Consider the following 25,977-nt stretch of genomic DNA (forward strand, 5'->3'; position numbering starts at 1 on the left):
GGATGATCGCGGATCGTCTCGGGGGTGCCCTTGGCGGGGTCGCCGACGAGGCCGGCGCGGATCAGGTGGTAGGTGTCGCCCGCGTAGGTCCAGGCGCAGGCGGGGCAGCGGGAGGCCCGGCGGTTGCCGCAGGCGACGCGCAAAACGCCACCGGGTTCGGAGTCGGTGTTGTAGGCGTGGAGCACGGTCCGGGTGGCGGGGTCGAGGAGCTTGGTGCCACCGGAGAGCCGGATCGGAGCAGCGCATCCGCCCGTGCGGCGGATCTGTTCGTGGAGGCGGTCGAAGCCGGGGTCCCCGGCCACCCGGAGCAGGTCGCTCAAGGTGGCCGGGTCCAGGCCCGCCGCGGTGGCGGTTTCGGTCACGTGGTCACTTCCCGTGTGCGGCGCCGTGGTTGGCGTTCCAACCGGCGATCAGGGCACCGACCTGCGCGTCTCCCTTAGCCGAGGCGGAAGCCCCGCAGTGGCAGATGGCGGAGCCGGTGGCGGGCTCGGACGGGGAGGGCTTACTGATGTGCAGGCCGGGCGCGTTGTTCGTGGGCGCGAGGTCCGGCATGACGCTCACCGCCCGATCCGAGCGAGGTTGGCCGGGGCGGTGTTGCCGAGGCCGCGGCAGGCCGGGCAGTAGACGCGGATGGTGGCCCGGGTGCCGTCGGTGGAGCGGTCGCCGGTGGTGATCGTGACGGTGGCGAAGCCGTCGCAGTCGCGGCAGACGGACGGGGTCGAGGCGGTCTGGGGCATGATGAGGTCTCCCTTTCGGGTCCGTTGGATCTGGAATGGGTCCAGGCGCCCGGGGCGGCGGAAGTTTGGCGACCGAGGCCGCCCCGGGGGCCGTTCAGTGCTTGTGCATGTCCTTGACGAGCAGGCGCAGGACGATCGCGATGACGGCCACGGAAACGCCGGTGACGGCGACCGCGAGGAGCATCGAGACGAGGACGGCGCCGACGACCAGGACCACGGCACCGCCGCCGGCGGCGAGGGCGACCGCGCTGCCGGGGGTGAGCTGGATCGTGGTGCGGGGCGGGACGGTCGGGCTGTGGTGGCCGGCAGCGGTGGGCGAGGAGTCGTGGCGCGGCTCGACGTCGGCCGTGGGCGCGGGGCGCGCGGGCGGGGTGATGATGCCGGTCGGGAGCGGGTTGATCGGGATGCGCGGTCGGAGCATGGCGGGGTCTCCCTACTTGGTGATCGGGTCGAGGAGCGGGGCGAGGAAGCTGTCGGCGAGGAGGTAGCCGCCGAGGAGGATCACGGCCACGAGCCAGAGCGGCGGGCGGATGAGCTTGTAGCCGAGGGCGCCGACGACGATCAGGGCGAGCCAGAGCGGTACGTCCATGACGCGGGTCTCCTTTGTGATCAGCGTGGGTTGCAGCGGTGGGTTCGGGCGGCGAGTTCGGCGGCGGCGCGGGTGAGGTAGTCGGCGGAGAAGTCGCAGCCGGGGGCGGTGCACACGGCGGTGTGCCGAGTACGGCCCCGGCCGTCGTGGTGGGTGCCGACACGCACCGGGCCGATGCGGATGACGTTGTGGAAGCGGTTCGGGCGCACGGGTCTGTCTCCCCTCCTGTCAGGCGAGTTGGACGGCGATGGCGTCTGCCAGCGCGGGCGGTACGCCGAGGCGGCTCCGCAGAGTCGCCGTGTCGATCGGGCCCCGGTCTGTGCCTGGTGGGCGTCCGCGATCTTTTGGGCGTGGTCGAGCAGGGCGGGCGGGACCGGCACGGCGGGCGCCGTGGGAGCGGGCTGCGGCGGTGCGTCCTGCGGAGCGGGATCGGCCGGCGGTAGCTCGGGAGCCGGTTCCGGCGCGCGTTCCACGGTCACGTCCGCGGTGGGCTCGACGTGGGGCTGGTCGATGGGCTCCGGCTCCCGGACAGCGGCCGGAGCATGGGCGAGGAGCGTGCCGCCGAGGAAGGCGAGCGCGGGCCAGCCCGCGACGAGGATGCGCAGCCAGGCCGGGACGTTGTTCAGGTCGAGCAGTCCGGCGGTGGCGATGTTGGCGCCGAGCGACGCGACGAGGGCGATGGCGAACCAGAGCCATGCGTCGCGGTTCTCCGCGTCGGTGCGCATCCGGCGCCATGCCGCGACCAGCAGCAGGTCGACGCTGACCGGGTAGGCCCACGCTTTCCAGCCGTCTTGTCCTGCCGCTTCTGCCAGGTCGTGCAGGTGGGCGAAGGACAGGGCACCGGCGATGACGGCCTGGATGAACACGGCGTCGGGGCGGAGAGTGCGGGACACGAGTCACCTCCTTTCGGGGAGGCTGGTGCCGGGTGATCTAGTCCGGCACCAGCGGGTGTGGGATGGGGGTCAGGCGGTGCCGCTGCCGAGGCAGGTCGGGCACAGTCCGGTCTGCGTGGCGGCGATCTCGCGGCGTTTGCGCCCGACCCGGACGGTCGTGGTGGTCTCCCCCGATCCGGCGCAGGTGCCGCAGTCTTCGGCGGTCGGGGCGGGCTTGGGCGAGCGGCGTCGGGCCGGCGGTTTCTTCTCGGTGGTCATGGCGGTTCCCTTCGGTTTCGGGCATGGGTCGGGTAGGGACCTGGCGCGAGACGGTCACGCCGACCGAGGGGGAGGGGACTGCTAGTCCGTTGCCGGGTTCGGCTTCAGGAGCGGAACGGAACCGGCGGCCGGGACCGCGGTGGGGATCACCGGCCGGTAGGGGGCGAGAGCGGGAAGGGGCGGGGTCCGGTGCGCGAACTGGGCGCAGACGGCGGCAGCCTCGTCGGCGCTCAACTCGGGGGTGCGGATGCGGGACCAGCCCCCGGAGGAGTCGCCGGCCACCGCGACGCCGGGCTTGTCGGGCGGGATCGCCGTCACGGCCACGACCGCATCCGGGGCGATGTCACCCAGGCCCATGTCCGCGGTCTGCTTGTCGTTGACGCGGTGGACCGCGCGGCCGGTGAGCTGGGCGCGGAGCGTGGTGGCGCCCTTTCCAAGGTCGGACCCGAAGCGCTGGCCGCAGATCTCCAGGTAGATGCCGGCGGCGCGAGCCATCTGCCCGAGCCGGATCAACTGCATGACCATCCGGTCCCGGCGGTCCTCGTCCTTCTTCCCGGCCACGAGGAACAGCTCCGCGACCTCGTCGACAAGCAGCACGATCGGCACCGGCCGGACCTCTTCGGGCAGGGCCCACAGATCGGCGGCCCCGTAGTCGCTCAGCAGGTCGAAGCGGTCTTCCATCTCGTTCACAAGCGCGTCCAGGAGGCCGGATGCCTCGTCCGGCGTCACGGCGAGCGCCGACAGACGCGGCGCGTACCGGCGCTGCTCGACTCCCCGCTTGCAGTCGATCCCAACCAGGGCGACCCGCAGTCGGGCGAGACCGACGATCAGGTTGCGCAGGTACATGGTCTTGCCCGACTGGTTCGCGCCGAGCGTCAGCGCGTGCGGGACCTTGCTGTAGTCCCGTACGAAAGCGGTGCCGTCTTCGCGGAGCGCGACCGGGACCACCATCTGACCGGACGGGCGCCGACGGGGCATCTTCACCCGGCGCAGCACGTCGTAGCCGGTCATCCGCAGCTCTACGAACCCTGGCTTGGTCTCCACCACGTGGACGGAGTGGACGCCCCACGCGTGCCGCAGCCGCTCGGAAGCCGCGATCACGTCGGCGGGTTCGAGCCCGGCCGGCAGGCGGAGGGTGACCCGCATCCCGGTCGAGGAACCCCGCACCCGGCGCACCTTCGGCGGTACGGGCTGTACGTCACTGCGGCGGGCGATGTTGCGGACCAGGAAGGCCCGGAAGCGGGAGGGCTGGACCGTCAGCCCGCACACGTCCATCGTGGCCCGGTACGTCACCGCGAACCGCACGCACGCCACGGGCAGACCGGCCACGGACCAGAACACGCGCGGGGCGCGGAGCTTCGCGTATCCGAGACCACCGCCTGCCCCGGCCAGAGGGAGGCCGACCTCCCATAAGGTCGTCAGGTCGGCCATGGTCAGGCCCCGACCGTGAGGGCGACCGCGCGGAACGCGATGCCGTGCCGGGTCTGGCCGTTGGACGTGTTCTCCCAGTCCCGGGCCTTGAGCCCGATCACCGACACCGGCATGCCCGGCACCAGACCGTCGGGGAGACCGGTCTCCGGAACGGTCACCTGGTAGAGGTTGCCCTCCCCCTCGTCCGAGATCAGCAGGCCCACCGTGGACAGACCGGCACCGGTCTCCCGGTCGATGGCGCGCTCACCGGTCTGCTTGCTCACGAGCTTCGGGGTCGGAGCCGTGGCGACGAACACCACGGCGGTCGACGTGTCCACCTTGAACGACGGCATGAGTGCCTCCAGCGTTGTCGGGGGCAGCCCAAAGAGGGCCACCAATGCCCGCTGTCCTAGGACTGCGAGCGCTTGATGTAGATAGTGCAGTGCAGTCCTAGGACTGTCAACAGTCCTAGGACTGTGTTTGACTTGGTACCGATGAGAGAGGTCGAGATGGCGCCAAAGTGGAGAGAGCTGGCCGACAAGCTGGCTGATCAGATCAGAAGGGGCGACTACGCCCCAGGCCAGCAGTTGCCGCACATCAGAGAGCTGGTCGAAGCCGGCGAAGGATCCAAGGCCACCGTCCACGCCGCCTACAAGGCGTTGGAAGCGGAAGGACTGGTCACCTCGTCCAGGGGCCACGGCACTGTCGTGCGACAGCAGGTTCCGCTCAAACGACTTGGCATCGCTCGGTACGACAAGGCCAAGTGGCGCGACGGGGACGAGGTGGCGTTCATCGCAGACCGGGTGGCCTCAGGGAGGGCGTACCGCCGTAACGAGCAGACCCAGTCGGTCAGCCTCGTCGAAGCACCCCCCGAAGCCGCGGCGGCGCATGGGCTGCCACCAGGTGCGCAGGTGTATGCCCGCGCACGGCTGGTGAAGGAGGGTGATCAGCCGACCCACACACTGACCAGCTACTACCGTCCCGAGCACGTCGAAGGGACTCGTCTGGTGGATCCGACGCCCGGTCCTGCCGGCCGTGGCGGTGGATTCCGCGTGCTGTACGACGCCGGTTACGAGATCGACCACATGAAGGAGCGAATTTTCGCCCGCACGCCCACACCAGACGAAGTGAGGCTCTTGCAGCTTCCGCAAGGCGAACCGGTGGTCGAGCTGCACCGGACGACCTACACGGCAGATGGCACCGTGGTCGAATTCGCCCTCGGCGTGCACGCTGCCTCACGCTTCGCCTGGGAATACGACTTCCAGGTACCGGACTCGGCGAAAGACAGGGAAGGCCAGGAGTGATCTCGACCCAGGACTGGGCAGACACCCGACTCATCTGGGACTACCACCAGATGGGCCACGCTCCGCAGCCGTGCTCAGTGGCGATCGGGCTTGGCAGCCACGATCTGGGGGTGGCCGACACTGCGGTCGACCTGTATCGGCGCGGCATGGCGCCACTGCTCGTGTTCACCGGAGCCACCAGCCCGACAACGCGCGATCGAATGCCCCGCGGAGAAGCTGTCCACTACCGCGAAAGGGCGTTGGAGCTTGGGGTACCCAGCTCAGCCGTGCTCGTGGAGCCGCGCGCTCGGAACACGGGTGAGAACATCCGCTTCAGCCGAGAACTACTCGAGGAGGCTGATGTCGACGTCTCCTCGGTGCTACTGATCAGCAAGCCGTACGAGGAACGACGCGCGTACGCCACAGCGCGGAAGCTGTGGCCCGAGGTCGAGATCGTTAGCGCTTCCAGCCCAATGACGCTGGACGAGTATGTCGACTCCATCGGAGATGCCCGCCTGGTCATTGACATGTTGGTCGGTGCGTTGCAGCGGCTGACGGTCTACCCGGAGCAGGGATTCATGATCAGCCAGCACATCCCGGACGACGTGACCGAAGCGTACGAACGCCTGTGCCGGCAAGGTTTCACAAGTCGGCTCTTCCGGAATGCGCCGGGTCAAGCCCGGAGCCAGACGCGCCGGTGACGAGCGACCGCGAACACCTGCTCCACCTGATCTGGAGTGAGCACGCCGGTGAGCGGACCTAGAGACGCCACCTCACGCTCTTGGTAGATGCGAACGGAGTACTGCGTCGCCGCCCGATCCAGGGACGCAATGCCGACGAAGACCAGGACGGGTTCGACAGACACCTTGAAGGCGCAGTACCTCCCCAGCACGCCCTGCACGAAGTCCGCCTCAGCCAGGCTTGCCGCCGCGTACGGCCGGGGCTTCCCGCCGTTGACTTTGGCCATGGAATCGCCGATCCAGACCGAGGCGCCCCGGTGGTTCTTGGTGTTGATGCTGAACACGCCTCCAGGCCCGATCAGCAGGTGGTCGATGTCGCCGCCGTTCCCCTTTTCGATTCCGTGGAGCACCCGCCATCCCAGTGGGGACAGGCGTTCCAGCTCACGTCCCACCCGCCGTTCCCCTTCGAGGCCGGCATACCAGCTGTCCCAATCCGAGGACTGCCGAAGCAACTTCGCCTTCAACCGCTGAACCGTCGACGGGCCCCTCTCCGCGATCAACCCGACGACTCGGGAGCCGGGCCGGTTCCTCGCCAGGTCCTCACTGGGGCTGAGGGGTGGGAGAGCCGGCGGCCGTTCGGATCGATGTTTCCGCGCTGGAGGAGGAGCGGCCTGCCCAGGCTGCCGTGAGGGGGCCGCGGGGCGGGATTCACGAGCAGGAGAGGGGGCGGAGCCGACAGTGAGCCCGTCCCCAAGGTGACGCCGGAGAAGGGCCAACGCCTCGTCCTGGTACTTCCGAATTTTGATCGTTACGGTCTTAGTCGCCCGATCCGCCCAGGCGACAGCTGTGCCGTCCGGCAGATTCACGTAGAGCCGATCCTTGCCATGCCGCTTCCACGAATGCGCCGTCAGATCGCTCATCAGTCGCCCCCCGCGTGCCGTCGCCACACATATGCCAACAGCTGGGGGCCAGGTCGGCAAGACCGCCGGTGACAGAGCGAACTGTTACAGGTTTCTCTACCTCATCAAGCACCCGGCTTCGCTACCGCTCCGCCGGGCGGGCTTCCCGGCTCCGCTCCGCGCGACGCTCCTGCCTGCGGCCCGCTCCGCGCGCGCTGCGCCGACGCCCGCCCCTGCAAGACGGGATAGGCCCATGGGCATGAGTCGAGCCCCGACCGACCGTCGATTCCATCCCTCACCGACATGCCTCCGGCGGGGGCGCTCCGGCTCCGGGATGGCGGGGGCACCGCTCGCGAGTGCCGGCCGGATGGGGCTGAGGCGGGGAACTCCCATCCCGTCTGCCGTCGACCCAGGACAAGCCGAGCAGACACGGCACCGGGCGTCCAGGTCGTACGTCCAGTTGGGCGCTCCACCTGGACGCCCGGCACCGCGTCCGCTCCACATACGTGTGGGTCGACGGCAGACGGGATGGGAGTTGGGGATGCTGGTGGAAGAGGTTCGCACCCGCTGAACCCAGACTATGCCGTCCTAGGTGAATGTTCATCTGACCAAGTTTCACCTGATCAGGCCGCGTTCGGTCCTTACCGTTGCACGCCACAGCAGGCAGGTTCCGCATGGACCCACGCGCCCATGTCAACCCCCACTAGTCAAGAGGGAGTTGCGGCGTCGATCTCGTCGCGCTAGCCTCGAAAAATCGCCGGCGCGCGCGAAATAAATTCGCCGGCAAAAATGTGAGGGGTGGGACGGTGGGCGACAGCGACGACAGCATCAAGGCGATGCTAGTGGGGAAGGATGTTCGGCCGACCTGGTTCGAGACAGTTGCCTTCCGGTCTGTGATCGGCGACATGGAGGCGTTCAACTTCATGCAGCCGCTTCCGTCCCTCGTCGATCTTCGTGCCCGTCAGGAGTCCGGGGTCATCATCCGCAAGGACTTCGACCTTGACGACGAGGAGTACGGGAATCGTCCGGTCGACCCGAAGCACGTCGAGCGCATCGCAACCGGACTGTACAACCGACCCGACACGCCGGTTCAGCAGATCCAGCTCGCGATCCCGGAGGACATGGATGGCGAACCGACCTTCCACTGGGAGCGGTTCAGTCAGCTGTCGCCGGGAGTGGAGCTTGGCAAGTTCAAGCTCTACCAGGGCGTCCCGATGCACATCGAGAACGGTCAGCACACTCTGGACGCCCTCGGGCGTACGTGGCTGAGAGTCAAAGGTGCGACGTACGGCCGTGACGCCGAGGTCCAGGAAGTGCTGTCGCAGGCGGCTGCTCCGATTCAGATCTTGGTGCAGAACGATCGGGACGAGGTAACGAGGCTCTTCGTCGTAGCGGGCCAAACGAAGCCCATTCCGGCTGCGCTGATGACGGCGCTGGACCAGTCTTCGTACGCCAATCGCCTGGGCACGCAGGTAGGTCGGCAGGCTCGACTCCTCCGGGATGAGCCCGATCGCCTTGTGTACCTGCGGACTGCGGCGAAGGAGGAGACGCTCTACACGACGGCGCACATGCGCGGGTACGCCACGGCGATGCTGATCGGCTTCCGCGACCGGACGCCCGACGCCAGGGAGACCAACGTCGTCAGGGCCCTCGAGGCTGAAGCTGAGGCAGCCGACGACAACAACGTGAACCTCAACGACGTGCTCGATGACGTAGTCGAGGAGATCGTGCAGATCACGGACTACGCGTACGACCGTATGCCGGGATGGAAGGACCTTCGCCGCAGTCCAGATGGTGAGGGGCTGACGCCGAAGCGGTTCCGTAGCGAGTACCTGCATGGCTCTCCGGCAGGGCTGTACGTCGTGGGTGCGGTTCTCGGGGCGGCGCGGTTCTGCGGAATCTCGCTTGAGCGCACTGTGGATGCCCTGGCGGAGCTGCCCTGGGAACGCACAGCCGGCAAACTTCGCAAGGTGGAGGGTGTGGAGAGGAAGATTCACCCGCTCTTCGACAACACGCTCGTACGTTTCGAGCGACAGCTAGCGGTGGATGGCGACATCATCTGGACGCCGACCACGGCAGGTGGCGCGCGAACGAACTATGAAGCGGCTACCGCAGCGGTGCTGAAGAGCCTCGCCAAGGATCCGGCGTTCCACGACATGACGCTCGTGCCCGCACTTGTGCACCTTGGCCTGCGTTCCGCGAACCGCCGCGGCCGGCCGCGCAAGACGGCGGTGGAGTAACGCCTCACAAGCATGGCCATCCCCCACACAAGGGCGGCCAGTAGTAAGGAACCGTCGGTGGGGTCGCATCTCAGTCGCCAAAACAGATGCTGCGACCCCACCAGGACAACCGAAAGGGGTTGCAGTGTCAGTAGACCTCAACCAGCACCCACCGGACAACCACGGGTGGTGGGAGCAAATGGTCGAGGCCACGTTGTTCTTGACCCTCGTGGCCTTTGGTTTGGCGGCAATCGACGCGGTCACGCCGCTGGACCTTGAGTCCTACTTCGTGAGCATCCTCGGCGCCCTCGGTGCCGTCGTGATTACGCAGTGGAATGGTCCGGAGCCGCCCGGCGGCTCGCTGGCCCTTAAACCGGCCCTTTGAGGTGAGGGCGGTACCGCTGCGTCGTACCGCAACCCCAGCAACCTTGCCCGCTCGCTGTCTTCCCTTCCCGGCCTCGTAGCGGCTGGTATGGCCGTCGCTGACCGGTCTGGTTAGAGCTACGGATCAGAACGCTGGCACGCCAAGCCCCTGGTCGGAACGCCGATCAGGGGCTTGGTCTGTGAGGGAGCTGGCACGCGGCAGGAGTTGCTACTCCTCGCCCCTATCTCCCTTTCTGTCGGCGGGGATGACGGCGATGACTGCGGCAGCGACACCCAGGGCCGTGCCGGCGGCCGGCGCGATCAGGGCGAGCCCGAATGCCGCGGCCCCGGCCGCGAGGAGCACCACCGCCTTGCGCGTGGGTCGGCGTCGCTCGCCATTCAGCGCGGTTCGTCGTAGGTTCATGTGGACGCCTCCTGGAGTGATGAACGAGGTGTTTTCAGGGCGGCCCCCGCTGCAACGGGTGGCCGCCTGCTCCATGCAGGGGCCGTGGCCGCGACTCGATCGAGGCGGCTAAGTGCCCCGCCGTGAGGCCCTAGCCAGCATCCAAGACAGGTCTGAGAGCTTCCCCCCACCCCCTCCCCAGAAGGTCATGTCCGTTTTGTCTGAGCAATTTGCGGGTCCGATTCCTCGGTCCGCTTCCTGCATCGCCCTCGCAGCGTACACTACGACCTGCCCTAGTAGATCGACCCAGGGCAAGGAGGAGAGCAGGACATGACGGAGGTGGACGTCGCGACAACCGCGACCGTGGAGTGGGGTCTTCAACCCGGCGAGAGCATCGAGCGCAAGCAGCTCCACGCGGAGTACGGCGGTCGCACGCAGGGGGGTATCGGCCCGTCGGCCAAGACTCCGAACGTCATGGTCTTCACCGACCCGATCGCCGGCGAGAAGCACGGGTACTACGACGGATGGATGCCCGACGGGCTCTTCCACTACAGCGGTGAAGGGCAGTACGGCGACCAGCGCATGCTGTCCGGCAACGCCAGCATCCTCAACCACAAGGCCGAAGGCCGCGCACTACGGGTCTTTCAGGGTGCCCGTGGGACCGTTACCTACCTCGGCGAGTTCGAGGTAGACGGCTGGTACGAGGCGGATGCTCCGGAGACCGGCGACGGGCCGCTCCGCAAGGTCATCGTGTTCAAGCTGCGGCCTGTGGACACGCCGGCGAAGGAGCCCGCGACGAAGCTGGGCCGGGTGCTGCGCAATCAGCCCGAGCCCGTTACGTACGTCGAAATCGAGCAGCAGGAGACCGAGAAGGCGTTCGTCAACCCCAGCCGCGAGCCCTATGAAGCGGAGCGGCGAGAGGCCAAGCTGGTGCTCCAGTTCAGCGACTACCTCAGGTCACGGGGACATCAGGTCCACCGCCACCGAATCCTGCCCGACGGCGAGACTCGCCCCCTGCTGACGGATCTCTACGCCCCAGAACTTGGCTTGCTAGTTGAGGCCAAGGGAAGCGTTACCCGCGAGAACCTGCGCATGGCGCTCGGACAACTCGCTGACTACAGCCGCTTCGTCCAGCCGGTCACGCGCGCGATCCTCCTGCCTTCCAAGCCGCGCGAGGACCTGATCGATCTCGCCACGAGCCAGGAGTGCGTGGTCATATGGCCGGCTGGTAAGTCGTTCGAAAGCAGCAGGCCAGGCGCCCTTCCGTAGCGTCTCGCCCCGCAGGTGCTCCTCTGACGATTGCTACCTCACCCGAGTGAGGTAACAACATTAATGTCGGGGGAGCAAAGGGGTCACAGCGCCGCCTCAGCCCTGGTGCCCTGCCTAGCTCGTCGTGCCAGACCCGTGCCAGGTAAGGCGGGTAACCACGGACAACGGCGGGCACGCGAGCAGCGCGAAGAGGCCTTACTGGTACCTATTTTCGCAGGTCAAATGGGATGCGGAGCCCAGGAGAGCGGTGATTCCCAAGCTTATAGCGCGGGTTCGATTCCCGTCATCCGCTCCATAGCAAAGCCCCAGGTCAGCGACCTGGGGCTTGTTTGTCGTCTAGACCTTTCGAAGGATCATGCACCATCCGCTCGCATCAGCTCATGCGATGTCCGAGGTGGTGCGACAGCAGGTCCGCGAAGCGCGGCAGGCCGGCTTTCGCGAGTCGGGCGACGGCATCGGCAATCGTCACTGGCGGGTTGCGCTTCTCGCGGGAAAGCCTGACCACCGTCTCCACCACCTCCTGCGGCAACTCACCGTACAGGCCGCACAGGTAGGAATCCGGGTCGGTCACCCGCACTCCGCGCTCAGCCAAGTCACCAGCGGGGAAGTCGGCGAGATTCCAGGTGATCAGCGCGTCCGCTCCTGCAGCCACCGCTGCCGCCGCATGGTGCCGATCATCGGGGTCATCGCCCGGCATCTCATCGACGAGGTGCTCATAGACCGCCGCCGGGACCTCACAGTCGGCGAAGAAGCGTCGAACAACCTGGGCGACTGCGGCAGCGGACTCCGCCGAACGTCTCCCTTCCCGGACGATGACCCGCTCCCACTCGGCGAGCAGCCGCTCGGACCACACGATGTCGTGGACCGAGTCCTCGGTGAGGGCCAGCATCACGTCCATCACCGAGAACGGAAACAGGACGTTAGTGTCCACAAAGACCCGCGCCGCCACGCTCCCCCTCTTCCTGCTTCACTGCTGCCGGCGGCACCCGCATCAATCGGACAGGCCGGTGTCCTCCAAGACTTCGGCGATCTGCCGCCGCCCCTCCCTGCGGCGCTCACGCCGCTGCTGGAACGCCAGCACGTCCGCAAGGCGGACCACTCGATGGCTGCTACCGGGAAGATTCGTCGAGGGGATGTCACCGGAGTCGAGCAGGCGGGCGATGAACGGTCGCGACAGACCCAGAAGCTCGGCGGCCTCAGCAGGCGACAACTGCACCTCGGACGCCAGGACCGTCACCGCATGCCCGCGGGACAGCTCACCGGCCGAGGCAAGAAGAAGACGAACCAGTTCCCTCGGCAATGCCAGTTCGCCGCCATCCGGGGTGCGCACCAGCACCTCGACCGACTCCGGCGCCATGCGGGCAGTCGCGGCGAGCGCGCGCCGGTGAGAGGGATCCGGTTCGACCTTTTCAGCACGGGCGAGAACACTGGAACGTGCCATGGCCGCCTCCAATCACTGACCCCGGCAAGACTGCATCTGAAATAACTGTAACCATCGGGCCTCATGCGGGCAACTACGCAGGAGAGACCTGTCGACCACGCCGGGCTATACCTTTGCAGGCGGCCGTCTCCCGCAACGCCGATATGGAGGCCGTGCCACAACGTGCCAGTAGGGGCGGTGAACAGCGGTCAACAAGGGGCTCGGGCAGAGCAGCCGGGCCGGGACCCCATCCGGACATTGGCGCAGGTCAGAGGCCCTAAGCAGGCGCAAGTACCGGGTGATTCCCAAGCTTATAGCGCGGGTTCGATTCCCGTCATCCGCTCCAGGACAAAGCCCCAGGTCAGCGACCTGGGGTTTTCGCGTTGCCGGATCCGGTTCCGAAGCCTCGCACCGCCTGCGCACCACACGGCCCGCAGTTGGCGCTCAGCAGACACCGGGGATCGCCGGATCCGCTCAGGACTCCGCGTTGCGCAGGTCGGGGCGGTTCCTGGGGAGTCCGAAGCCCGCCATCTCCTTCTCCTCGTAGGACAGGAAGCCCAGGCTTCGGTAGAACGCGTGGCTGCGCTCGCCCTCTGGTGTCGACTCATGGTCCGTGGACAGGAGGAAGAAGCGGCAGTGGGAGTACCGCCGCATGAGGTGCTCGACCAGGGACCGGCCTACGCCCTGCCGGTGATACGCGGGGTTGACCACGACGTCCTGGACGTAGCAGATGTGCTCGTCGTCGGAGATCGTCCGGGCCAGGCCGAGGAGCGTTCCCGAACCGTCTCGCGCCGTGACGACCAGGTGAGAGTTGGCCAGGCCCCGGCACAGCCTGTCGACGTCGCGGGTGTAACCCTCCCATCCGACCGACTCGTAGAGGTTCAGCATCTCCTCCGGATCGAATGCATCCTCTGTCGCTACGAACACTCCAGAACCCTCCATAGCACTTCGTGACACGTCAGCTTGATCCCGCTACCCGCTCGGCCGTCCCGGAAGTCGTGAAGATCCGGTCCAGGTGGTGCTGGAGCACCGCGATCGCCGACTCCGGGCTCCGCTGGCCCACGAGGATGCTGGTGCCCATGGTCGCCGCCATCGCGAGCAGGCTGATCGCCTCGGTGCGGGCGTCGGCGTCCGGATCGGCCAGGCCGGCCCCCTGCGCGTGTTCAAGGAGTCCGGTCAGGGCGTTCTCCGCGGCGTCGGGGTTGTCGATGAACGGCTGCGCGGCCAGCGCCTCGTCGGTCACGGACAGGATCGCGTAGGAGCTGTACAGCAGGTGGAACGTACGGCTCTCCTCGTCGGTCGGCAGCGAAGCCAACAGCAGCGCCTCCACTGTGGCGCGCGGGCCCGGGTCCGGGCCGGCAGCGGCCAAGCGGGCACCCACCCTCGCGGTGAAGCGGTCGGTCAGGTGCCTGAGGCCGTAGAAGAGCAACTTCTCCTTGGTCTCGAAGTAGTACTGCACGAGCCGGAGCGACACACCGGCCTCCGCGGCCACGTCGCGCATGCCGACGGCATGCAGCCCCCGCCTCCCCGCGACCTGGATGAGCGCCTCGGCGATCTGGGCGCGCCGCTCCTCGTGATCCACGCGCTTCGGCATGTTCCCGTGTCTCCGCCTGTCGATGATGGGTCCGCGCTCCGCTACCCGGACCCTTCATGATACCGACGTACCATATTGGTGATACGGTCGTACCACGAAGAACGGATCTTCACCGGAGGTACCGCCGTGCCCGAGAACACCGCCCGTGTACGCCGCGACGTCGGCCGCTACGTCAACGACACCCTGCGCGACCGCTACTTCGCCGCCGCCGACGTCCTCTTCGCGATGGGGGCACCCGCCCGCTCGGAGACGGATGTGGAGACCAGCTTCGGCACCACCCACGTCTACCGGTACGGGCCCTCGGACCCCGCCGCCGAGTTCCGCACGCCGATCGTCCTGATCCACGGCGCCGGTTACTCCTCCGCCATGTGGTATCCCAACACCCCCGGGCTCAGCCGCGACCGCCCTGTCTACGCCCTCGACACCCCCGGTGACGCCAACCGCAGCGTCCACCGCGAGCCCATGTGGCAGCCCGAGCGCGCCGCGCAGTGGATGGACGAGGCCCTCGACGCGCTCGGCCTCGACCGGGTCCACCTCGTCGGCTCCTCGTACGGCGGCTGGCTCGTGCTCAACCAGGCCCACCTGCGGCCCGGACGGCTCGCCTCCGTCACCGCCCTCGACCCCGGCGGGCTGGAGAAGGTCGGCCTGCGCTTCTTCGGCTGGGTCTTCGTGAGCCTGTTCGCCACCTTCGCCCCCAAGGCGCTGCGCCCCCGGCTCGCGAAGTGGCTGGACCAGCCGGTCCTCGCCGTCCCCGAGATGCGCGCGTGGATCCAGCTCGGCGCCCGCGCGTACCGGATCCGCCGCCCCGCGCCCCTGCCCCTGACCGAGGACGAGCTGCGGACCATCCGGACCCCGCTCTACCTGATCATGGGCAAACACAGCCTGCTCGTGCACCCGAAGCGGCAGCTGGAGCGCGTCCCCAGGCTGATACGCGGAGCCCGTGCCGAGATCATCTCCGCGACCGGCCACGGCCCGCAGATCGACCACCCCGACGTGGTCAACGCCCGGATGCTCTCCTTCATGGAGGACGTCGACTCCCTCGACCCCGCAGCGGCCGACGCATAGGGCTACGGCAGGGGAAAACGGCGCCGACGACACCAGCTTCGTGCCACAACGTGTCAGTAGGTGGCGGTGAACGGCGGTCAACAGCAGGCACGGGGGCGCACCATCTCCGTACCACCCGCTCCTTCTCGCGTCAGAGCAGGTGCGGCGGCGGTACTACCAGGACCGGCCTTCGCTGCTCGGGCAGGCCTTCGAGCTCGCTGCCAAGGAAGCAGGCAGTCACCATCCGGCTCGGGAAGCACGGGCGGGGCCGACAGCGCGTGGGCACGCCCCGAGGGGGCGACGCATCCCGGTGCCGGCCCCAGTGATTGTCGACGTGCCGAATACTCAGAGTGTTGCCGCGCCCCCGAGGCTTCCGGTACTGATGGCGTCACGCAGGACGTGGGCGATCTCCTCGGGCTTGAGGTCGATGCCGCCGAGCCCTTCCACGGTCAGCGGGATCTGCTCCAGCGCGTATTCGCCGCGGCCCTCGGCGCTGAACTCGGGGCCGGTGCGGTCCTCGAAGGACCAGGTCGCGATGCGGGCGAGGTAGAAGAGCTGGCGCTCGTCGCCGGACTCCATGGTGTGGAGGAGGCGGACGATGTCGGCCTTCCCGGCGATCTCCTCGTGGATCTCCCTGTGGAGGGCGGCCTCCCGGGATTCGTCGCCGGGCTCGACGCCGCCGCCGGGGAGTACCCAGTACTCAGGCATGTCGGGCTTGGTGCGGCGGATGACCAGCATCGTGCCGTCAGTGGTGACGAGGACGGCGCGGACTCGTTCGATCATTTCGCTCTGCTTCCCTGCGAAGACGTCGATGAGGACGTTGGTGTCGGGTCCCGGCCGAGGATGACGGACAGGCTTCGGCGTCAACGGTTCAGGGTCTCGTCGAGGTGTTCTTGCACCGGCGCGAACAGACCGTACGGGACGTACTGCGGGATCTCGGCATGGGCTGCCCAGGCGACTTCGGCCAGCTCGTCTGCATCCGCGACGTGCGCGATTCCGCCGAGCAACTCGCAGGCCGTGTAGGACATCAGCCGACCAGTGTCCGGGTGGAACCGCTCACCCAACAGCTGGACTGGCTTCACCACCAGACCCGTCTCCTCCCGGGCCTCCCGCACGGCTGCATCTTCCCGGCTTTCGCCAGGCTCGACCTTGCCGGCGGGGAACTGCCAGGAGAGCCGGCCCTCGCTTACGCGACGCCGCACCAAGAGGACGCGTCCCTCGTGCACCACGACGGCCGCGGCGACGCCCGGGCGCTCCTCGGCGTTCTGCTGGGTCACTTCCACTCCTCCAGGACGGCCAGGTTGGGTGGGACGAACGTATGGCAAGGATGGGGACCGGGTGGCCGTCCAGCCAGCCGGTGCGCCGCCACGTCGGTGGCGCCCCCGCCCTCTCACGGTGCGTCTGCCCTCCCGTCCGCACTCCGGCCGCCGGGCGGGGCGCGCGGGCTCGTCGTGGCGGCGGACGGAGAGCCAGACACGTTCCCGGAGCGCTGCGATGCAGGGGCCGCGGGCAACCTGGACCACATGCCCGGCACCCCTCGTCAACCAGGCCTGACCAGACCCCACTCCCCAGCCCTGAGAATCGCCTGCAATGGCCGACGGGCCACGCCGAGCGGCGAGCGAGTCCTCAGTCCATCAGGCATCGAAGCGGTGGCGGGAGGCGTCGATGTGACCGAGGTAGCGGTGTGTCCAGTCGCACAATCCGTCGATCGTCACCCGCAGGGCCTGACCCGGCTCGGTGAGTGTGTACTCGACCCGCGGCGGCACCACGGGATGCACCGTCCGCTCGACCAGACCGTTGCGCTCCAGCATGCGCAGGTTCTGGGTGAGCATCTTGTGGCTGATGCCCTCGACTTCGTTTCGCAGCTCGCTGAAGCGCCGCGTGCCCTCCCCCAGAGCCTCGATGATCAGCAGCGCCCACTTGTTGGCGACGTCCGAGAAGATCTCCCGCGCCAGAGAGTCCGCCCGCCTGAGGTCCGCGTCCTCGGGTGAGCCGCTGAGCTGCTTGGTTCCCATCAGGTTCCCCCGTCACCAAAAAGTGCGTTCTTCCGCGTCAGAGCTCACTCTCCTACGGTCACCGAGTAACCACAAGAGAGCTGCTCTGAGAGCAATGGAGGCCGGCAGCATGCCCATCACCATGGTGAACCCCGAGGGATTGCCGGAAGTCGACGCCTACCGGCAGGTGTCGGTCGCGACCGGGTCGAAGCTGGTCTTCATCGCCGGACAGGTCGCCTGGGACGCCGACGGTGCCACGGTCGGCGAAGGCGACCTCGCCGCTCAGGTGGAGCAGTGCTACCTCAACGTCGGCACCGCTCTGGCCGGGGTCGGCGGCTCCTTCGGCGACGTGGCGAAACTGACCGTCTACGTTGTCGACTGGACCCCCGACAAGATGCCCCAGCTCATGGAGGGGCTCGGTCGGGCGGCCGCGAGGCTGGGCGTCACCGCGGCGCCGCCGGCCTCCCTGCTGGGCGTTGCGGCACTGGACGTACCCGACCACCTGGTCGAGATCGAGGCAACCGCCGTGCTCGGCTGAGCAGGCAGTCGTCATCCCTGTCGGCGGGCCGTCCCCACATGCCGGCACCGCAGCCGTCGGCGGCGAGGCGGTCCAGCCGCTCCCCCAGCAGATGCCGCTCCGCGCCGCTTTAGCATGTGATTTGTCTCATGTACCGAGATTTGCCTTCCCGTTACCAGATGTTTACGATCATGGTTTGACAGTTCATCGGGGGAGGGTGACTGCTTTGCACACCATGGAGTCCCGTCGTGCGTCCGTCGCCGTCCGTGTGCCTGACCAGCACGCGGAACTGGACGCGCACAGCGCGGGAAACTGCGACTGCACACTACTGCGCGGCGCCGTCAATGATCCACGGGGGATCGAGACGCTGACCGGGCGCGAGCGACAGGTGCTCACGCTGCTCGGACACGGCATGCCCAACCGGCTCATCGCCCGGCGGCTGGGCATCGTGGAGCGGACCGCGAAGGCCCATGTGGCCAGCATCGTGGAGAAGCTCGGCGTCAGTTCCCGGCTCGAAGCCGCACTGATGGCCCATCTGCACCATCCGCTCATCTGCACCGGGGACATTGTCCCAAGGGACACCTCACCAAGGGCCAATACCCGTACCACAACGCATGGTTGTTGACTGGGAGACGTCCGCCGGAACAAGGGGCGGGCGTTTCCAATGATCGGGAGTGCGCGATGCAGAAGATCGAGAACGTCAACATCATGGAGCTCGTCGGTGGCTTCGAGGCCTACGCCGACGCCGCCGAGCTGAACTTCGAGGCGTCGGCCGACGCCCCGGCGATCACGCCGACCCTCACCACCATCGCCTACACCAAGGTGAGCGTCGCCGCCGGCACCGCTTCCTGGAAGTACAGCTGCTGATCCGGCAGTAGAGGCGGCCGGTAACGGCTGAACCGAGCGGTCCTGGGCGCGGGCAAGGCGCCCAGGGCCGCCACAGCCCATGCCCGGGGTCCGCCCCGGGCCGGGCACCGCCCATTCTTTCCCACCTTCGTCCTTTCCTGCCCTTCCTCTTCCGTGACTCCCGGAGGTCCGGCGATGAGCCGCAGTGTCTCAGTCCTCCTGCCCATCGTCCCGACCCGTGCGGAGCAGGCGGCGCCGTTCGCCGCGTTCGTGCAGTGGCGTGGAGCGCGGGCACTCTGGCAGGGACAGGTGCTCCTCAACGAACAGCACCAGCTCCTCGCCCAGTTGAGCGGAATGGGCCTGCGCGTCCCGTTCGGGATCGGTGTCTCGCTGATGCCGCTGCGCCATCCCGTCCAAGCCGCCATCGAGGCCCGCACCCTCGCCGCGGCGTCCGGTCACCCGGTCACCGCCGGATTCGGGCCGGGTGCACGCGCCTTCCAGGCCATGGCGCTCGGCGAGCCCTACAAGAGCCCGCTGACGGCCTGCCGCGAATACCTGAACATCGTCCGCGGACTGCTCGACGGCGACGAGGTCGACCAGCGCGGCACGTACTTCTCCTACTCCGGCTCCATTCCGCGCTCGCCCGCACCCCCCGTCGAGGTGGGCCTCGGGGTGCTGCGCCCTGGCATGGCCCGGATCGCCGGGGAGACCGCCGACGTGGCGATCACCTGGCTCACCCCTCCGTCGTACGTGCGCGACGTCATCGTCCCCGCGCTGCGCGAAGGAGCCGAAGCCGCGGGGCGGCCCATGCCGCGTGTCGTGTCGATCGTCCCCATGGCCGCCGCGGCCGACGGCAGGAACACCCTGGCCGTCCTCGGCACCGGCAGCTCCGACCACTTCGCCGCGCCGCACTACCGGGACATGCTGACCCGCGCCGGCGTCGAGGTGGACGCTGAGGACCCGTCGGCGACCGCCAAGAGCCTGCTCGCCGCGGGGGGAGCCCTCACCGGCGACCCCGCCGAACTGGTTGCGGGTATCGCCGCGTACCACGCGGCGGGTGCCGACGAGGTGGTCCTCAACAACGCCGGAGTCGGGATGTTGGAGGGACCGCGGGCCGTCCTGCGCGACCTGGAGGCGCTGTTCAACGGGAACGGCTGGTAGCCGCCGTGACCGACCCCACCGAGCGCGCCGGGGACACCGGTTCCGCCGCACGCACCGAGTCCGCCGGGCTCGGTTTCACCCGGCTCCTCTTCGTCGCCACCGGCTCCGTCTCCGCCGCCGAACTGCCCTCCTCGATCGCCTGGCTGCGCTCCACCCACCCCACCCTGGAGGTCCAGACCGTCCTCACCCGCAGCGCCCAGCGGTTCGTCACGCGCGAGGCCCTCAACCTGCTCACCGGCCGCCGCACCCTGGTGGACGCCTGGCCGGACGAGCCCGTGCTGCGCGCCCCGCACGTCGACCTGACCGCCTGGGCCGAGGCCGTGCTCGTCTACCCCTCGACGTTCTCGTACACCGCCCGCCTCGCGCTCGGCCTCGCCGACAGCCCCTCGCTGCTCACCGCGCAGTGCACGGCGGCACCCGTCGCCGTCGCCCCCGCGCTGCCGCCCGGCGGCGCCCAGAGCCATGCCTACCGCCGCCATGCCGAGGCCCTCGCGGAGCGCCCCAACTGCGTCGTCGTGCCGCCCGTGCCCGCGCTCAGCCTGACCACCGGGCGCACCGACAGCTGGGCCCCGGCCCCGCTCCCCGATGTGGTGGACGGCCTCGCCGCGCTGCACCGCAGCATCACGGCGGAGCCGGCGCCATGAGCGGCGTCGTGGTCGACGCCTTCGCGACAGGCCTGCTCTCCACCACCGTCACCGCCCTGCCCGACGGCGGCCACTGCTGGCTGCGCCGGCCCGGTGCGTGGGCTCCTGAGGCCTTCGCACCGCTCAGCGCCGGCCTGCGCGAGCTCGTCGAGCAGACCTCCGCCGGCCCGGGTGCCCGCCTGCTGACCGGGGATCCCGCGCCGGACGGCGCCCGAGCGTACGCCGCCCCCGGTCCGTACTCCGTGGCCCACTGGCTCATCACCGGGGGTGGACCGCATGCAGTCCCCGGCGGCCACAGCGCGCTCACCGGAACCCTCAGGGAGGTCGGGGCGCTGCTCGCCGCACTCCACGGCCGGCCCGTCCCCGAGGAGGTCCGGCGGCCCGCGCGCGCGGTCGTCCGGCTCCACGCCTGGCTGTCGGGCCGTACGACCGCCGGCGGAGCCACCGCCGCGGACCTGCTGGGCGAGGCGGCCGTGGCCCCCCTGCTCGCCTGGGCGACGCAAGCCCTCGGCCCCGCGGACGGCCACGTCCTGTCACACGGCGCGCCGGGCCTCGGCTCGCTCCTCCCCGCCGCGGGAGCCGCACCGGCGGTGCTCCTGACGGGCGAAGACCTGTGCGCCGCCCCGCCCCATCACGACCTGGGCTGGCTCGCCGGGGAACTCCTGGAGTTCCGCTGGCTGCTGGGCGCCGCCGCCGACCCGCAGGTCTGGCAGCAGCTGCTGGACGCCCTCTTCGACGGCTACGGCGGCGACGCCGCAGCCGCGCGTGAGGACCACCTGCACGGCACCGCCCTGCGCGTCGCGCTGCACGCGCACGACACGGCTGCGTACATCCCGGCCTCGACCGGCCGGGCCCGCCTGTACGGCCTGCTCGCCACCGCCCTCACCAAGGAGGCGGCCGCATGACCGACGGCACGGGCATACGCAGGCTGACCCTCGGCAACGGGCTGCGCGTACTGATCGACACGACCGCCGCGGGCGGCCTCACGGCGGTCTCGGTGCACTACGGGGTCGGCTTCCGCTCGGAGCCCGAAGGAAGCGCCGGCGTCGCACACCTGCTGGAACACATGATGTTCGAGGGCAGCGAACGCTTCCCCGACCGCGCCTATTTCGCCGACCTCCTGGCCGGCGGCGGATCCGCCGAGGGCACCACCCACCAGGACTACACGGACTACGTCCACGTCGTTCCCGCCATGGCCCTGGAGCGCGCGCTGGCCGCCGAGGCCGATCGGATGCGCGCCCCCCGCTTCACCGCGGACGCCCTCGCCGAGCAACTCGACGGCATCGAGGCCGAGGTCAAGGCCGCCGTGTACGACGCTCCGCTCGGCGGCCTGCCCTGGCCTCTGCTGCCCGCACTGCTCTACGACCGCTGGGCCAACACCCACGACGGCTACGGCGACCTGCCCGACCTCGCCCGCCTGACCCCCGAGGACTGCGCCCGCTTCTTCCGCGAGCACTACGCCCCCGGCAACGCCGTACTCACGGTGAGCGGCGCGGACGACCCCGAACAGGTCGCCGCCCTCGTCACCCGGCACTTCGCCGCGGTTCCGGCCGGACCCGGCCGGCCCGGGACAGCGCACCGCCCGGTCCTGGCCGAACCCCCGCTCACCGCGGACCGGGTGAGCGTACGGACCGTGCCCGGCGGTGGCGCCGTCTGCCTCGGCTACCGGTTGCCCGACCCTGCGACCGACCTCGACGGCTACCTCGCCCGGCTCGTGGCAGCCCGCCTGCTGGCCGTTGCGCCGGTCGACGCGGGCTGCGGATTCTTCGGCCCGCTGGACGCGCTCGACCCCGACACCCTCGTCATCACCCTGCCCGCCGCCGACGAGGACGGGGTGCGTGCCGCCCTGCACCGCGTGGACGAGGCGCTGCGCGCCATCACGGACGTCGCGGAGGTCACCGACGCCGACGTCCGGCAGGCGGCCCGGCGGCTCGCCGACGACCACCTGCGCGCCCATCACGGGCCGGGGCCCCGGGCCCGCGCACTCGGCCGGCTGGAGATCCTCTTCGGCGAGCCGTCCCTCCTCGACGAGCTGCCCGCCCGCCTGCGGGCCCTCGGCGCCGGCGAGGTCCGCGAGGCCGCCGCTGCGCTGGCCGCGGGACACCGGGCGGTGCTGGCGCTGCTCCCGGGCGGCACCCCGGTCCCCTTCCGCGGCCTGGGCGCGGCCGCCCGCGCCGCCGCCCCGCTTCCCGCGCCCGCCACTCCCGCCACCGCCACTCCCGCCGGCACCGCGGCATGCGCTGCTTCGCCCACCTCTCCCGCGGACGCCACCGGCACCGCCAACGCCAGGGGCACCGCGGCATCCGCTGCCTCTCCCACCCCTCCCTGTCCCACCACCGCAGCACCCGCTGCCTCTTCCGTATCTCCCGCCCCCACCGGCACCCCGGCCGCGCTGCGGCTGCCCGCATTCGCCGAGGCCGGAACCGGGCCCGCCGCGGGCCGCCCGGCCGTGCCCGCCGTGACCGCCGTACGCGACACCCGGGCGCCGCTCGTCGAACTCCGGCTGCGCCTGCCCGCACCCCGCGCGGCCGCTCCCGCCGGCCGCGAACGGCTCGCCCTGGTCCTCGCCGACCGCTGGACGGCCCGGTTCCCCGCGTACGGGTCCGTGTCCACGACTGTGGAGAACGGCGCCGTCCTGCTCGACGCCTGGCTGCCCGCACCCGCCCCCGACCCGGTGCTGTTCGCCGACCTGCTCGGCGCCCCGCCCACGGCCGCCGAACTCGCCGCCGTGGAACCGCGGGCCCGTGCCCGCATGGGAAGCCGGGTGAGCAGCCCGGCCTGGCTCGCCGAACAGGCCCTGCGACAGCAGCTCCCGGCCGGCGAGCCCGGCGCGGGTACCGCCCAGGCTGCCTCCGTCCAACCGCTGTACGCGGGCGGCATCGAGCTCACCGCCGTCGGCGACCTCGATCCCGAGGTCTGGGTCGCGGCGGCGACCGCCGCCCTACGTCCGCTCGCCTCGTCCCTCGGCGCGCCGAACAGCGCGCACGCCCGGCTCCCCGCCGTCACCGAGGGCCTCTCGCTGCTGAGCCTGCCCCGGGCCCTGCCCGCGACCGCCGCCCACCTGCTGTGGGCCACGCCCGAGCCGCCCCCGGCCGGGTCGTTCGCCGCCCGCTGGCTGGCGGTGGCCGTGCTCGGCGGCGGCCAGCCCGGGGCCCGGCTCGCCGCGCTGCGCACGCCGCAGGCCCCGTACGGCTTCACCTCGTACGCGGGCCGGTTCGGCGACCACGCGGGCACCGGGGCGCTCGTCCAGGTCCGCGCCCAGCTGCCGCCCGTCGGCGCCGTCGAGGCCGCCGCCCTGGTCCGCGAAGAGCTGCGGCGCGCCGGCACCGAACCGCCGACCGGCGCCGAGGTGGACGCCGCCCGGCGGTACTGCGCGGGCCAGTTCGCCCTCACGCCGCAGACCCAGGGCTCGCTCGCCGACGCGCTGAGCGCCTGGCTCGCCGCCGGACGCCGGACCGCCGAGCTCGTCGGCTTCCCCGAGGCCCTGTACGAGGCCCCGGCCACCGAGGTGGCCCGCGACTGCGCGCACCTGTTCGCCCAGCCCGCCTATGCCGGAGTGCTCGCCACACCGGCGGCCGACCCCGCCGAGGAGACGCCGTGACCCGCACCACCGCCGCCCGCACCGAACTCCGTTTCCAGCCCGTCGACCTCGACACCGCGCCCGAGGTCGACGCCCTGTTGCGGCGCATCGGCACGGGCCCCTTCGACCGCGCGGACCTCACCGCGCTGCAGGGCCGCAACGACACCTGGGCCGGCCGGACGACGGGCGGCGCCCGCGTCTTCGTCAAGCGGCTGACCGGCCCGCGGGAGGACGTACGGGCCCGGATGGACCGCGCGCTCGGCTACGAACGCCTGGTGGCGAACGCCCCGTCCGGCGTACTGCGCGGACCCGCACTGCTGGGCAGCGACCCGGACTCCGGGCTGCTCGCCTTCGAGTACCTGCACGACGCGCGCAGCGGCGCCGAGCTGATGGCAGACCAGGAGTTCACACCGGAACTCGCCCACCGCTCCGGCGCCGCCCTCGGGCGGCTGCACGCCTGCCCGGTCCGGCAGCAGGACCAGCTTGAGCGCAGCACTCCCGCCATGCCCTCGCCGGAGCTGCTGGAGGCGCTGCCCGCCGCCGCGTTCGAGGAGTTCAGCGGGGCGGAGCTGGAGACCTGGCGGCTGCTGCAGAACGACGCGCAGCTGATCGGGTCGGTGCACCGGCTGCTCGCCGACGAACGGGCGGCGCCGCGCGTGCCTGCCCACTGCGACCTGCGGATGGACCAGTTCCTGATCAGCGGACACCCCGGGGCGGACAGCCGGCTGCACGTGGCCGACTGGGAGGAGTTCCGCCTCGCCGACCCCGCCCGCGACGTGGGCGGCTTCGCCGGCGAATGGCTGCACCGCGCGGTGCACGACATCGTCACCTCCCGCGGTGACGCCGACACCGCCGCCTTCGCCGGGCTGTCCATGACGCGCGAGACCGTGCTCGCCCGCGGCGCGGAGAAGATCGCCCGGCTGCGCCCGTTCGTCCAGGAGTTCTGGCGCGGCTACCGCGACGCGCGGCCCGACGCCGATCCGGGCCTGGCCGAGCGCGCCACCGCCTTCGCGGGCTGGCACCTGCTGGACCGGCTGCTGGCCGGGGCCATGCGCTCCAACCGGCTGCTCGGCATCGAGCGGGCCGCCGCCGGCATCGGCCGCACGGCCCTGCTCGACCCCGCCCGCTTCACCCACGTCGTCGGACTCGGAGACGCCTCGTGACCACCGCCGCAGCCCCCACCGAGCAGCTCGCCCCCGGACCGGCCACCGCCGAACCGGCGCCGGCCTCCCCCCTGGCGCCCGGCCTCGCCGATGCCCTGGCGCGGATCCACCTCTCCGCCGACGGCCTCACCGCCACCGTCGGGCCCCGCACCATCGGGGGCGAATCCGCCCGCGAACTCCAGCAGCGGCTGGGGGCGGCGCTGTACGAGGTGTTCCACACGGGCCGAGCCGAGGCGGACACCCGCCGCCGGAGCATGGCCCCGCGGGACCGCGGCTTCGAGCGGGAGCTGGCGGCGGCGCTGCCGCACCGCGAGATCCAGCGCACCGGCGTCCTGCTCCGGGCCCCGCAGGAACCGGGCAGCGGTGAGGCGCTGGTGTCCTGGGACGGTGTACGCGTCCGGGTCCCCGTGGACCGGCTGACCGCGGACGGCCCGCTCGTCGCCGGCGCCGAGGTGCGCTCCCCCGCCTCCCCGGCCCGCCCCGCGCTCTCGCCCGGGTTCTTCTACGCCATGGGCTCCCGCGAACCGCGCTTCGACGACGAACTGCTCCGGGTCTACGTCCACATCACCGAACCCCGACGCGCCCCGCTGGTCTGGGGGACCGTACTGGAGCAGCTGGAGGCGGCGGGCGCCGGCTACCACGCCAAGGTCCTGTCGGGTCCGGCCGACTACCCGCGGCGCGACGCCCTCGTCGTCTACCTGGGCAGCGAGTCCTGGGGCGCCTGCCACGCCATCGCCGATGCCGTCCGCGCCCTGCCCGGCACCGGCCCGGACACCTCGGTCTTCGCCCACCGGCTCGGGCCCGGCACGGCCGTGGCCTGGGAGCCGGACGACCCCCGGCCCGGCGCGGGCGGGCTGAGCTTCGGCCAGCACCGCGCGTCGGCGCTGGCCGAGGCGGCCGTACGGGCCAGGACCGGTTCCGAGAGCGCGCACGAGGCGTTCAGCAGCGCGGGCATCGACCCGGGCGCCCCCTACCGGAACCTGGCCTCTCCGGACCTCCCCGCCCGCTGAG

At 70.4% G+C, this 25,977-nt stretch carries 33 protein-coding genes and 1 pseudogene; 15 read left to right on the forward strand and 19 right to left on the reverse strand.

Annotated elements, in window-relative coordinates; all coding sequences use genetic code 11:
• The 10 genes and pseudogenes from IE170_RS32970 to IE170_RS27945 all read right to left on the reverse strand — a co-directional run.
• Positions 1-362 (reverse strand): replication initiator (locus IE170_RS32970; protein WP_373299066.1); only part of this gene is annotated, 362 nt, incomplete at its 3' end.
• Positions 363-366: 4 nt separating this feature from the next.
• A complete protein-coding gene (locus IE170_RS27905; RefSeq protein ID WP_189812297.1) occupies positions 367-552 on the reverse strand; it encodes a hypothetical protein in 186 nt (61 codons plus the stop codon).
• A 5-nt stretch (positions 553-557) separates the two neighbouring features.
• The gene (locus IE170_RS27910) at positions 558-737 is read right to left on the reverse strand and encodes a hypothetical protein (protein ID WP_189812236.1); all 180 of its coding nucleotides are present in this window, start codon (positions 735-737) and stop codon (positions 558-560) included.
• 94 nt (positions 738-831) lie between these two features.
• Positions 832-1,158, reverse strand: a complete 327-nt coding sequence (locus IE170_RS27915) for a SpdD-like protein (RefSeq protein ID WP_189812237.1) — start codon at positions 1,156-1,158, stop codon at positions 832-834.
• Between the two features lie 12 nt (positions 1,159-1,170).
• Positions 1,171-1,326, reverse strand: a complete 156-nt coding sequence (locus IE170_RS27920) for a hypothetical protein (protein WP_189812238.1) — start codon at positions 1,324-1,326, stop codon at positions 1,171-1,173.
• A 20-nt stretch (positions 1,327-1,346) separates the two neighbouring features.
• Complete coding sequence (locus IE170_RS27925) at positions 1,347-1,535, reverse strand: mobile element transfer protein (protein WP_189812239.1); 189 nt, start codon at positions 1,533-1,535, stop codon at positions 1,347-1,349.
• A 19-nt stretch (positions 1,536-1,554) separates the two neighbouring features.
• Positions 1,555-2,219, reverse strand: a pseudogene (locus tag IE170_RS27930) (DUF2637 domain-containing protein).
• Positions 2,220-2,288: 69 nt separating this feature from the next.
• Positions 2,289-2,477 carry a hypothetical protein gene (locus IE170_RS27935; RefSeq protein WP_189812240.1) on the reverse strand — a complete coding sequence of 63 codons (189 nt, stop codon included), beginning with the start codon at positions 2,475-2,477 and terminating at the stop codon, positions 2,289-2,291.
• Between the two features lie 81 nt (positions 2,478-2,558).
• Positions 2,559-3,908, reverse strand: coding sequence for an FtsK/SpoIIIE domain-containing protein (locus IE170_RS27940; protein WP_189812241.1), 1,350 nt, complete (start codon positions 3,906-3,908; stop codon positions 2,559-2,561).
• A gap of 2 nt (positions 3,909-3,910) precedes the next feature.
• Positions 3,911-4,240, reverse strand: coding sequence for an SCO3933 family regulatory protein (locus tag IE170_RS27945; protein WP_189812242.1), 330 nt, complete (start codon positions 4,238-4,240; stop codon positions 3,911-3,913).
• A gap of 156 nt (positions 4,241-4,396) precedes the next feature.
• Between IE170_RS27945 and IE170_RS27950 the strand changes: the two genes are divergently transcribed.
• Together IE170_RS27950 and IE170_RS27955 are read left to right on the forward strand one after the other, a co-directional pair.
• Complete coding sequence (locus IE170_RS27950; protein ID WP_189812298.1) at positions 4,397-5,191, forward strand: GntR family transcriptional regulator; 795 nt, start codon at positions 4,397-4,399, stop codon at positions 5,189-5,191.
• Positions 5,188-5,871: a YdcF family protein gene (locus IE170_RS27955; RefSeq protein WP_189812243.1), complete on the forward strand. Its 684-nt coding sequence runs from the start codon at positions 5,188-5,190 to the stop codon at positions 5,869-5,871. The genes IE170_RS27950 and IE170_RS27955 overlap by 4 nt, the downstream gene beginning before the upstream one ends.
• Here IE170_RS27955 and IE170_RS32975 read toward each other — a convergent pair.
• Positions 5,844-6,374 carry a nuclease-related domain-containing protein gene (locus tag IE170_RS32975; protein WP_223855518.1) on the reverse strand — a complete coding sequence of 177 codons (531 nt, stop codon included), beginning with the start codon at positions 6,372-6,374 and terminating at the stop codon, positions 5,844-5,846. The genes IE170_RS27955 and IE170_RS32975 overlap by 28 nt on opposite strands.
• Positions 6,375-7,555: 1,181 nt before the next feature.
• On the opposite strand from IE170_RS32975, the gene IE170_RS27965 reads away from it, so the two are divergent.
• Together IE170_RS27965 and IE170_RS27970 are read left to right on the forward strand one after the other, a co-directional pair.
• A complete protein-coding gene (locus IE170_RS27965) occupies positions 7,556-8,989 on the forward strand; it encodes a DNA sulfur modification protein DndB (protein ID WP_189812245.1) in 1,434 nt (477 codons plus the stop codon).
• Positions 8,990-9,113: 124 nt separating this feature from the next.
• Positions 9,114-9,353: a hypothetical protein gene (locus tag IE170_RS27970; RefSeq protein WP_189812246.1), complete on the forward strand. Its 240-nt coding sequence runs from the start codon at positions 9,114-9,116 to the stop codon at positions 9,351-9,353.
• A gap of 207 nt (positions 9,354-9,560) precedes the next feature.
• On the opposite strand, the gene IE170_RS27975 is transcribed toward IE170_RS27970, so the two are convergent.
• Positions 9,561-9,755 (reverse strand): hypothetical protein, encoded by a 195-nt coding sequence (locus IE170_RS27975; protein WP_189812247.1) that lies wholly within the window; start codon positions 9,753-9,755, stop codon positions 9,561-9,563.
• Positions 9,756-10,064: 309 nt separating this feature from the next.
• On the opposite strand from IE170_RS27975, the gene IE170_RS27980 reads away from it, so the two are divergent.
• On the forward strand, positions 10,065-11,003 hold the full coding sequence (locus IE170_RS27980; protein WP_189812248.1) for an SRA domain-containing endonuclease: 939 nt from the start codon (positions 10,065-10,067) through the stop codon (positions 11,001-11,003).
• A 373-nt stretch (positions 11,004-11,376) separates the two neighbouring features.
• Here the strand turns inward: IE170_RS27980 and IE170_RS27985 are convergent, their stop codons facing one another.
• From IE170_RS27985 to IE170_RS28000, 4 genes are all read right to left on the reverse strand, one after another.
• Positions 11,377-11,952 carry a PIN domain-containing protein gene (locus IE170_RS27985; protein WP_229885232.1) on the reverse strand — a complete coding sequence of 192 codons (576 nt, stop codon included), beginning with the start codon at positions 11,950-11,952 and terminating at the stop codon, positions 11,377-11,379.
• A gap of 42 nt (positions 11,953-11,994) precedes the next feature.
• Positions 11,995-12,444 (reverse strand): helix-turn-helix domain-containing protein, encoded by a 450-nt coding sequence (locus IE170_RS27990; RefSeq protein ID WP_189812249.1) that lies wholly within the window; start codon positions 12,442-12,444, stop codon positions 11,995-11,997.
• A 453-nt stretch (positions 12,445-12,897) separates the two neighbouring features.
• Complete coding sequence (locus IE170_RS27995) at positions 12,898-13,350, reverse strand: GNAT family N-acetyltransferase (protein ID WP_229885233.1); 453 nt, start codon at positions 13,348-13,350, stop codon at positions 12,898-12,900.
• A 31-nt stretch (positions 13,351-13,381) separates the two neighbouring features.
• Positions 13,382-14,017: a TetR/AcrR family transcriptional regulator gene (locus IE170_RS28000; RefSeq protein WP_189812251.1), complete on the reverse strand. Its 636-nt coding sequence runs from the start codon at positions 14,015-14,017 to the stop codon at positions 13,382-13,384.
• A gap of 126 nt (positions 14,018-14,143) precedes the next feature.
• Between IE170_RS28000 and IE170_RS28005 the strand changes: the two genes are divergently transcribed.
• The gene (locus IE170_RS28005; protein ID WP_189812252.1) at positions 14,144-15,082 is read left to right on the forward strand and encodes an alpha/beta fold hydrolase; all 939 of its coding nucleotides are present in this window, start codon (positions 14,144-14,146) and stop codon (positions 15,080-15,082) included.
• Between the two features lie 324 nt (positions 15,083-15,406).
• Here the strand turns inward: IE170_RS28005 and IE170_RS28010 are convergent, their stop codons facing one another.
• The 3 genes from IE170_RS28010 to IE170_RS28020 form a co-directional block, all read right to left on the reverse strand.
• On the reverse strand, positions 15,407-15,844 hold the full coding sequence (locus IE170_RS28010) for an NUDIX hydrolase (RefSeq protein ID WP_189812253.1): 438 nt from the start codon (positions 15,842-15,844) through the stop codon (positions 15,407-15,409).
• An 80-nt stretch (positions 15,845-15,924) separates the two neighbouring features.
• The gene (locus IE170_RS28015; protein ID WP_189812254.1) at positions 15,925-16,338 is read right to left on the reverse strand and encodes an NUDIX hydrolase; all 414 of its coding nucleotides are present in this window, start codon (positions 16,336-16,338) and stop codon (positions 15,925-15,927) included.
• Between the two features lie 357 nt (positions 16,339-16,695).
• Positions 16,696-17,076: a winged helix-turn-helix transcriptional regulator gene (locus tag IE170_RS28020; RefSeq protein WP_189812255.1), complete on the reverse strand. Its 381-nt coding sequence runs from the start codon at positions 17,074-17,076 to the stop codon at positions 16,696-16,698.
• Between the two features lie 109 nt (positions 17,077-17,185).
• Here IE170_RS28020 and IE170_RS28025 point away from each other — a divergent pair, with 109 nt between their 5' ends.
• From IE170_RS28025 to IE170_RS33275, 9 genes are all read left to right on the forward strand, one after another.
• A complete protein-coding gene (locus tag IE170_RS28025; protein ID WP_189812256.1) occupies positions 17,186-17,593 on the forward strand; it encodes a RidA family protein in 408 nt (135 codons plus the stop codon).
• Between the two features lie 214 nt (positions 17,594-17,807).
• A complete protein-coding gene (locus IE170_RS28030; protein WP_189812300.1) occupies positions 17,808-18,197 on the forward strand; it encodes a helix-turn-helix domain-containing protein in 390 nt (129 codons plus the stop codon).
• 56 nt (positions 18,198-18,253) lie between these two features.
• On the forward strand, positions 18,254-18,439 hold the full coding sequence (locus IE170_RS28035; RefSeq protein ID WP_125543401.1) for an LxmA leader domain family RiPP: 186 nt from the start codon (positions 18,254-18,256) through the stop codon (positions 18,437-18,439).
• Between the two features lie 174 nt (positions 18,440-18,613).
• Complete coding sequence (locus IE170_RS28040; RefSeq protein WP_189812257.1) at positions 18,614-19,579, forward strand: LLM class flavin-dependent oxidoreductase; 966 nt, start codon at positions 18,614-18,616, stop codon at positions 19,577-19,579.
• A 5-nt stretch (positions 19,580-19,584) separates the two neighbouring features.
• Positions 19,585-20,223: a flavoprotein gene (locus IE170_RS28045; RefSeq protein WP_189812258.1), complete on the forward strand. Its 639-nt coding sequence runs from the start codon at positions 19,585-19,587 to the stop codon at positions 20,221-20,223.
• A complete protein-coding gene (locus tag IE170_RS28050; RefSeq protein WP_189812259.1) occupies positions 20,220-21,128 on the forward strand; it encodes a hypothetical protein in 909 nt (302 codons plus the stop codon). The genes IE170_RS28045 and IE170_RS28050 overlap by 4 nt, the downstream gene beginning before the upstream one ends.
• Positions 21,125-23,824, forward strand: a complete 2,700-nt coding sequence (locus IE170_RS28055; protein ID WP_189812260.1) for a M16 family metallopeptidase — start codon at positions 21,125-21,127, stop codon at positions 23,822-23,824. The genes IE170_RS28050 and IE170_RS28055 overlap by 4 nt, the downstream gene beginning before the upstream one ends.
• Positions 23,821-24,966 carry a class V lanthionine synthetase subunit LxmK gene (gene lxmK, locus IE170_RS32980; protein WP_229885234.1) on the forward strand — a complete coding sequence of 382 codons (1,146 nt, stop codon included), beginning with the start codon at positions 23,821-23,823 and terminating at the stop codon, positions 24,964-24,966. Before IE170_RS28055 ends, lxmK begins: the two co-directional genes overlap by 4 nt.
• A complete protein-coding gene (locus IE170_RS33275) occupies positions 24,963-25,976 on the forward strand; it encodes a T3SS effector HopA1 family protein (protein WP_189812262.1) in 1,014 nt (337 codons plus the stop codon). Before lxmK ends, IE170_RS33275 begins: the two co-directional genes overlap by 4 nt.
• Position 25,977 lies beyond the last annotated feature (1 nt).

This window comes from Streptomyces toxytricini (genome assembly GCF_014649915.1).
Lineage (GTDB): Bacteria > Actinomycetota > Actinomycetes > Streptomycetales > Streptomycetaceae > Streptomyces > Streptomyces toxytricini.